7 protein-coding genes are annotated in these 7,670 nt (G+C 67.5%); 3 read left to right on the forward strand and 4 right to left on the reverse strand.

The window, feature by feature from the left end; all coding sequences use genetic code 11:
- The 4 genes from ACTHL9_RS15195 to ACTHL9_RS15210 all read right to left on the reverse strand — a co-directional run.
- Positions 1 to 1,365, reverse strand: a 1,365-nt coding sequence (locus ACTHL9_RS15195) for an aldehyde dehydrogenase family protein (protein ID WP_440520124.1), incomplete at its 3' end; no start/stop codon positions are given.
- A gap of 43 nt (positions 1,366 to 1,408) precedes the next feature.
- Positions 1,409 to 2,380, reverse strand: a complete 972-nt coding sequence (locus ACTHL9_RS15200; RefSeq protein ID WP_440520125.1) for an ABC transporter substrate-binding protein — start codon at positions 2,378 to 2,380, stop codon at positions 1,409 to 1,411.
- Between the two features lie 63 nt (positions 2,381 to 2,443).
- Positions 2,444 to 3,259: an amino acid ABC transporter ATP-binding protein gene (locus ACTHL9_RS15205; RefSeq protein WP_440520126.1), complete on the reverse strand. Its 816-nt coding sequence runs from the start codon at positions 3,257 to 3,259 to the stop codon at positions 2,444 to 2,446.
- Positions 3,259 to 4,215 carry an amino acid ABC transporter permease gene (locus ACTHL9_RS15210; RefSeq protein ID WP_440520127.1) on the reverse strand — a complete coding sequence of 319 codons (957 nt, stop codon included), beginning with the start codon at positions 4,213 to 4,215 and terminating at the stop codon, positions 3,259 to 3,261. The genes ACTHL9_RS15205 and ACTHL9_RS15210 overlap by 1 nt, the downstream gene beginning before the upstream one ends.
- 242 nt (positions 4,216 to 4,457) lie before the next feature.
- Between ACTHL9_RS15210 and ACTHL9_RS15215 the strand changes: the two genes are divergently transcribed.
- From ACTHL9_RS15215 to ACTHL9_RS15225, 3 genes are all read left to right on the forward strand, one after another.
- Entirely contained in the window at positions 4,458 to 5,141 is a 684-nt protein-coding gene (locus ACTHL9_RS15215) for a GntR family transcriptional regulator (RefSeq protein ID WP_440520128.1), read from the forward strand.
- A 188-nt stretch (positions 5,142 to 5,329) separates the two neighbouring features.
- A complete protein-coding gene (locus ACTHL9_RS15220) occupies positions 5,330 to 6,697 on the forward strand; it encodes an MFS transporter (RefSeq protein ID WP_440520129.1) in 1,368 nt (455 codons plus the stop codon).
- A 20-nt stretch (positions 6,698 to 6,717) separates the two neighbouring features.
- Positions 6,718 to 7,670: flavin monoamine oxidase family protein (locus tag ACTHL9_RS15225; RefSeq protein WP_440520130.1), on the forward strand; the 953-nt coding region annotated here is incomplete at its 3' end.

Genomic DNA, 7,670 nt, shown 5'->3' on the forward strand with positions numbered 1-7,670 from the left:
GGTGCCGGCGTCGATCCGGGCGGCGGCCCAGTGGCTGAGCCGGGCGTTCTCGGTCCAGACGGAGGCGGCGAGGCCGACGGGGACGTCGTTCGCGCGGCGGATGGCCTCGTCGTCGTCCGCGAATGTCTCGACGGTGACGACGGGGCCGAAGATCTCCTCGCGGGCGCATTCGGCGCCCTCGGGGACGTCGGTCAGGACGGTGGGGGCGACGAAGTATCCCGGGCCGTCGAGGGCTGTGCCGCCGGCGGCGACGGTGACGCCGTCGTGCTTTGCCTGCTGTATGTAGCCAAGGACGCGCTCGTAGTGGTCCTTGGAGAACAGCGGCCCGATCTCGATGTCGTCCCCGGCGAGTGGCTCGCCGACGGGGAGCTGGCGGACCTGGCCGACGAGGAGCTGGGTGAATTCCTCGGCGACGGACTGGTGGACGAGGACCCGGCAGGCGGCGCCGCATTCCTGGCCGGAGTTCCAGAAGGCGGCGGTGCGCAGCGATTCGGCGGCGGCCTTGAGGTCGGCGTCCTTGAAGATGACGACGGGTGCCTTGCCGCCGAGCTCGAGGTGGACGCGCTTGAGGGTCTCGGCGGCGGCGCGGGCGACCGCCTTGCCGCTGCCGACGGAGCCGGTGAGGGCGATCATGTCCACGTTCGGGTGCTCGGCCAGGCGCGCTCCGACGATTGAGCCTTTGCCGGTGACGACGTTGAAGACTCCGGGCGGGAGGATGTCGGCGGTGAGTTCGGCGAACTTCAGGGTGGTGAGGGAGGTCTGCTCGGCGGGCTTGATCACGAGGGTGTTCCCGGCGGCCAGGATCGGGGCGATTTTCCACGCCGCCATGAGCAGGGGATAGTTCCACGGGGTGACGACGCCGACGACGCCGAGGGGCTCGCGCAGGATGAGCGAGAGGTGGTCTTGGGCGTAGTCGCCGGCCGCCATCGTGGTGGTCGCGCGCAGGGCCCCGGCCATGAAGCGGAAGGTGTCGATCGTGCTCTCGACGTCGTCGCGGGAGACGGCGAAGGGCTTGCCGGTGTCGGCGGATTCGAGCCGGACGAGGAGGTCGGAGTTCTGGGCGACGCGGTCGGCGATTCTGAGCAGGAGCGCGGAGCGTTCCTTGGGCACGAGCCTGCCCCAGGCCTCCTTGACGGCGGCGGCGGCGCTGACCGCGGTGTCGACCTCGCCTGCGGTGCCGAGGGCGATCTGTGCGAAGGACTTCTCGGAAGTGGGGTCGACGACGTCGGCAAGCGGGCCGCTGCCGTCTCGGAACGCTCCGTCTATGAAGAGCCGGGCGGGCGGCAGCTCCTCCGAACGGATCAGTTCGCTCGCCCCGGATGCGCGGCGGACACCAGCTGTGGTGGTGCTCTCTGAGATGGTCATGGGGTTCCTTTCTCTCAGGGACGGTGGAATTGCCAGTAGGGGATCAGCTGCTCGGCAGCTGGGAGGCGTCCTTGTACAGGGTGACCTTGTCCGCCGAGGGGTAGGCGATGTCGCTGACGCCCCACTTCGCCAGGATCTTGGCGTAGGTGCCGTTGCTGACGATTTCCTTCATCGCTGCCTGCATCGCGGGCCCGAGGCTGCTGCCCTTCTTCAGGGCGATGCCGAGCTCGAGCGGCTGGTAGACGAACTTCTGCAGGGTGAGCGGCAGGCTCTGGGACTTGATCGCGTAGGCCATGGCGTCGGTGGTGGTGGCGGTGATCTCGCTGCGGCCATTGGTGACGGAGAGGAGCCGTGCGCCGTCGTCGGGGTAGGTCTGCAGGGTGACTTCAGCCTTGCCGGCCTTGGCGCAGTCGGCGCTGGCCTGGTTGACCTGGTCGATGAAGTAGGAGCCGGCCAGCACGCTCACAGTGTGCCCGCACAGGTCCGTCGCGCTGTCGATGGTGATGCCGCTGCCGTTCTTGGTGGCGAAGGAGGTTCCGACGGCGAACTCGGAGACGAAGTCGACCTGGCCGAGGCGGGGCTTGGTGACGCCGAAGTCGGCGGAGGAGATGTCGTACCGGCCGCTGCTGAGGCCCGGGATGAGGGAGTCGAAGGTGCCGACTGAGATGTTGTTGACCTTCAGTCCCATGACTTCGCTGAGGGCTTGGACGATGTCGGGCTGGATGCCGACCAGCTGTCCGTTTTCCTCGAAGTCCTGCGGCGCGAAGTCGTTGTAGATGCCGTTCTGGACGGCCTTGCCCTTGAAGTCGGCCGGCACGAGGGCCGCCACGGCGTCCACAGGCTTCAGCCCCCAAGTCGTCGTGACGTTCGAGCCACCGGAGGAGGCGCTGGCGGAGCTGTTGTTCGCGACCTTCGTGGCCGAGCCCGGATCGGAACAGGCGGAGAGCCCGAGGGCTGCGGCGGCGGCGACCGCGGAGACCGTAAGGGTCACGCGGAGGGTGGGGCGTCCGTACATGGATGGACCTTTCTGATGGGTGGTGCTGGGGTGGTTTGACGTGGTCGGCGTGGTGGTTCGGGGTCAGAGGACTTTGGAGAGGAAGTCCCTGGTTCGGGGCATCTGGGGGTTCAACAGGACGTCGCGGGGTTTTCCGCGTTCGACGACGACTCCGCCGTCCATGAACAGCACGCTGTCGGCGACCTCGCGGGCGAAGGCCATCTCGTGGGTGACCACGACCATGGTCAGGCCCTCCCGGGCGAGGTCCTTCATGACGTCCAGGACTTCGCCGACGAGTTCGGGGTCCAAGGCCGAGGTGGGCTCGTCGAAGAGCATGACCCGGGGCTTCATCGCCAGGGCCCGGGCGATGGCGACGCGCTGCTGCTGGCCGCCGGAGAGCTGGCGGGGGTAGAAGTGGGCTTTCTCGGCCAGGCCGACCTTGCCCAGGAGGACCATGGCGTTGGCCTTGGCCTCCTTCGGGTCCTGCCTGAGCACCCCAACGGGGGACTCGACGATGTTCTGCAGCACGGTCATGTGCGGGAAGAGGTTGAACGACTGGAAGACCATGCCCATCTTCGCCCGCTGCCGGGCCAGCACCTTCTCGGGCAGGGTGACGTACTTGTGGCCTCTCTGGCGGTAGCCGACGAGCTCGCCGTCGAGCTCGACCCGCCCGCCGTCGATCTCCTCGAGGTGGTTCATGCTGCGCAGCAGGGTGCTCTTGCCCGAGCCGGAGGGGCCGATGATGCACATCACCTCGCCGCGCTCGACAGTGAGGTCGACCCCCTTGAGGACCTCGAGCTGGCCGTAGCGTTTCTTCAGGCCGGTGACCCGCAGGACGACCTCGCGCTCGGCGCGCTCCGAGATGGTCGGGGTGGTGGCGGTGGTGGGTGGGGCGCTCATCAGGCTCTCCTGGCCGGGGTAGTGGTCTGGGGCGGCATCAATTTGGCCACGCTGCGCTTGAGCTTCTCCCACGGGGTGGGGGGCAGCGCGCGCCGGCCGCCCTTGGCGTAGTGGCGCTCGATGTAGTACTGGATGATGCTCAGGACGCTGGTGACGATCAGGTACCAGATGCTGGCCACGATCAGCAGCGGGATGGTCTGGAACGTGCGGTTGTAGACCAGCTGGGCCGAGTAGAGCAGCTCCGGCATCGAGGTCACGCTCACCAGCGAGGTGGACTTGAGCATGCCGATGACCTGGTTGCCCGTGGGCGGGACGATCACGCGCATGGCCTGAGGGAGGATGACGCGGCGCATCGCACGCCCCGAGCGCATGCCGAGTGCGACCGCTGCCTCGTGTTGGCCCTGGTCCACCGAGAGGATCCCGCCGCGGACGATCTCCGACATGTACGCGCCCTCGTTCAGGGCCAGCCCGAGCAGGGCTGCCATGAAAGGCGTCACGATCTGGTTCGCGTTGCCGGTCCAGAGCATGGGCCCGGTCAGTGGGATGCCGATGCCGATCACGGGGAAGAGCGCTGCGAGGTTGTACCAGAAGATCAGCTGGACCAGCAGCGGGGTCCCGCGGAAGAACCACGTGTAGAACCACGCGACCGAGGACAGGATCCGGATCGGCGAGAGCCGCATCACCGCGGTCAGCATGCCCAGCAGGATCCCGAAGAGCATCGACAGGGCAGTCAGCTCCAGGGTCCGCAGGAGGCCGACCACGATGCTCTGGCTGAAGAACCAGGCGAACACCACGTTCCACTCGAGGTTCGGGTTGGTGACCAGCATCTGGACGATGCCGAGGGCGAAGACGAGGACGAACGCCGTGAGGATCCACCAACCCCAGGGGGCGCGGTGCGCCACCCGGATCTCCTCAGGCGCCTCCGCGCTCTGGCGGGTATCGCTGATCGTGCTCATGGGGCTGCAAGGTCTTTCATGGAAGGTGCCCTTCTGGGGGTGGGGCCGCTGGGTTGCGTGCGAGGGGGGAGTGTCCCTGCCGTGGATGACCGCGAGGCGGGGTGATGTCTTTCGGCGAGACGATGTGATGTCCATCATGGTGGCTAGTTTTCGATCAAAGATCAATACCTCCTCCAAAATTTGGTCCGGGTCGACGCGGCCCTTGCCCCCAGCGCTGGGGTTGGGGTTTGTATATTTGATCTATGCCGATTACCAGAAGGGCCGAGCCCGCGCTGCTGACGGATCAGGTCTACGAGACCATCCACGAGGCGATCCTCAACGGCGACCTGCCCGCCGGTTCTCGGCTGACGGTCCGCGAGCTGGCAGAACAGGTCGGGACGAGCCCGATGCCTGTCAGGGAGGCCATCCGCCGCCTCGAGGAAGCCGGCATGGTCGAGCGCCAGCCGCACCGGGGCGCCGTCGTCAAGTCCCTCACCCTCGAGGAATTGCTGCACGTCTACGACATCCGGCGGCTGCTAGAGGTCGAGGCGGCCCGCCTCGGAGCGCAGCGGATCACCGCCGAGGACTGCGATCGGATGCAGGCCGAATACGACCTCATGCGGAAGGCGATAGCCGAACACCGCGCGGTCCCACTCTTGGACCATGACGAGGCGATGCTGGAGATCCTGTACCGGGCCGGGGGGAACCCCGTGCTCGTCCAGATGATCCGCAGCCTGTGGCAGCAGTGCCGCGCCTACAAGATGGTCGGAGCCCAGGGAAGCCTCGAGCGGCAGGAGGACGACGTCCTTTGGCGGTACCAGGCAGACCTCATCGCCGCCGCTCGCGAACGAGACCCCATCGCCGCCGCCTCGGTCAACGACGCCTCGCTCCTGAACGCCACCGACCGCATCAGGAAGCTCCTGGCTCTTCAGCGCGCCGGGGACTAGTGCATCCCCGCGCCCTCCCTCTGAGCGCTTCGCCCTAAGACCCCGAGCGGCTCCTCAGCGCGCCGCGGCACCAACCCACGCATCTCCATTGACTAGATCTTTGATCAAAACCCTTGCCTGATCTTTGATCTAATCCTAGAGTCGTAGTGAGACAGTTCACAGCCCGTCCCACCGACAAGGAGTTTTCGATGACGAAAAACGCGTTGGACGACGCCCCCCTTTCCACGTTCCACAAGAAGCTGGCCCTGTTCTCTTCCGGTGGCCCGTTCCTCGACGGCTACGTGCTCTCGATCATCGGAGTCGCACTGGCCCAGCTCGCCCCGCAGTGGCACCTCGGCGACGCAGAGCAGGGCCTGGTCGGCGCATCCTCGCTCGTCGGCATCCTCTTCGGAGGGTTCATCGGCGGCTGGCTGACCGACAAGTTCGGCCGGAAGGTGCTCTTCACGGTCGACCTGATCGCCATCATCGTGTTCTCTGTCCTGCAGTTCTTCGTTGGCGACTTCGTGTGGCTGTTCATCCTTCGCCTGCTCATCGGCATCGCTGTCGGCGCCGACTACCCGATCGCGACGTCGCTGCTCGCGGAGTTCTCGCCCCGCAAGTACCGCGGGCCGCTCCTTGGCCTGTTCGTCACGATGTGGTTCGTCGGCGCGGCCGTCGCGTACGTGGTCGGCGAGCTGCTGACCCAGCTCGGGGCGGACGGCTGGCGCTGGATGCTCGCGAGCGCCGCCCTTCCCGCCATCGCGATCGTCCTGGCCCGCATCGGCACACCGGAATCCCCGCGATGGCTCGCCGGCAAGGGCCGCGTCGAGGAGGCCAACGCCTCCCTGCAGACCGTCTTCGGCCCCGGCGTCACCGTGGCCGACCTGCCCGACGAGTCCAAGGAGAACCTCGACGTCAAGGCCCTGTTCCGCTCGGGCTACGGCGGCCGGATCGCGTTCGTCACGATCTTCTGGACGGCCTCGATCGTCCCGCTGTTCGCCGTCTACGCCTTCGCCCCCGCTATCCTCGGCGCGCTGCACCTCGACGGCAGCATGGGCCAGATCGGCTCGGCGGTCATCACGATCATGTTCATGGTCGGGTGCATCGTCGCCGTCCTGCTCGTGAACAAGATGGGCCGCCGCCCGCTCATGATCCACAGCTTCCTGTGGTCCGGCATCGCGCTGCTGCTCCTGGGCCTGTTCCCGAGTGCCCCGACGGTCGCGATCATGGCCCTCTTTGCCGGGTACGCGGTGCTCATCGGCGGCACCCAGATCATGCAGTGGGTCTACCCGAACGAGCTCTTCCCCACCGAGATCCGCGGCTCCGCCGTGGGCCTCGCCTCCTCGCTCAGCCGCATCGGCGCCGCCGCCGGCACCTACCTCGTCCCGCTCGCGCTCAGCGGCCTGGGCATCGGCCTGACCATGATCATCGCCGCCGTGATCACGCTGCTTGGCGCAGTGATCTCCCTCGTCTGGGCCCCCGAGACCCGCGGGCTCTCCCTTTCGGAGAGCGCTGCACTGGGCAAGGCCCCGCAGCGCAGCCGCTCGGCCCATGCCCCCAAGCTCTCCCGCTCCTAGAAGAAGGAAAGACCAAGAAGATGAAAGATGTAGTGATTGTCGGTGCTGGACTCGCTGGCCTCTCGGCCGGGTGGCGGCTGCGGCACTGGGACACGCTCCTGCTCGAGTCGGACGCGCGGGTGGGCGGGAGGATCAGGTCCGAGCGGCGGGGCTCCTACTGGCTGAACTGGGGCGGGCACGTCTTCGCCGGCCCCGGGTCCTCCACCGATGCGCTGCTGAACGAGGTCGGCGTCAGCGCCGTCGCCATCCCGGGTTCCCTCCAGGCGCTGGCGATGAACGGGAAGTTCATCCGCAAGGGGCACATCGCCACCTACCCGTTCCGGATCCCGATGTCCCTCCCGGCCCGGATCGGGACCCTGCTGGGCGGGATGAAGGTCGTCGGCGGTGTGGCCAAGTACACCGGCGTGGTCAGGAAGCGCCCCGGAGAGTCAGGGGCGATGCGCCAGCAGCGCATCTACGACTTCGAGAACGAGAGCTCGTTCCAGGACTACATCGGCAACCTCCCCGAGGATGCCGCCGCCCTGTTCAAGACCACCGTGACCCGCTCGGCCGGGGACATGGACCAGATCTCCGCCGGCGCCGGCATCGGATACTTCAGCCTGGTCCTGGGCATCGGGCAGGGCCTGAACCGCGGCATCGTGGGCGGCCCGTCCACCCTGACCGAGTCGATCGCGGTCGCGTTCGGGGACCGCGTCCAGCTCGGCGCGACGGTGCAGGAGGTGGTGCACAGGAAGAACTCCGTGCTCGTCCGCTACAGCCAGGACGGCCTCGACCGCGAGGTCGAGGCCCGTGCCGTCATCCTCGCCCCCACCGCCGACGTCTCGCACCGGATCGGCGTGGACCTCCCCGAGGACCTGCGCGGGGCCCTGTCCCAGATCAAGTACGGCCCGCACGTGTCCACCGCGTTCCTGACGAACGAGACCACCGCCCGGCCGTGGGATGACATCTACGCCATCGCCGCCCCGAAGCGCTC

The sequence above is a fragment of the Sinomonas sp. genome (assembly GCF_051955515.1).
GTDB lineage: Bacteria > Actinomycetota > Actinomycetes > Actinomycetales > Micrococcaceae > Sinomonas.

Bases quoted from the DNA above. Each gene is read 5' to 3' on its own strand.
- ACTHL9_RS15215 (WP_440520128.1), top strand. From the start codon at position 4,458: ATGCCGATTACCAGAAGGGCCGAGCCCGCGCTGCTGACGGATCAGGTC.
- ACTHL9_RS15200 (WP_440520125.1), bottom strand. From the start codon at position 2,380: ATGTACGGACGCCCCACCCTCCGCGTGACCCTTACGGTCTCCGCGGTC.
- ACTHL9_RS15205 (WP_440520126.1), bottom strand. From the start codon at position 3,259: ATGAGCGCCCCACCCACCACCGCCACCACCCCGACCATCTCGGAGCGC.
- ACTHL9_RS15220 (WP_440520129.1), top strand. From the start codon at position 5,330: ATGACGAAAAACGCGTTGGACGACGCCCCCCTTTCCACGTTCCACAAG.
- ACTHL9_RS15210 (WP_440520127.1), bottom strand. From the start codon at position 4,215: ATGAGCACGATCAGCGATACCCGCCAGAGCGCGGAGGCGCCTGAGGAG.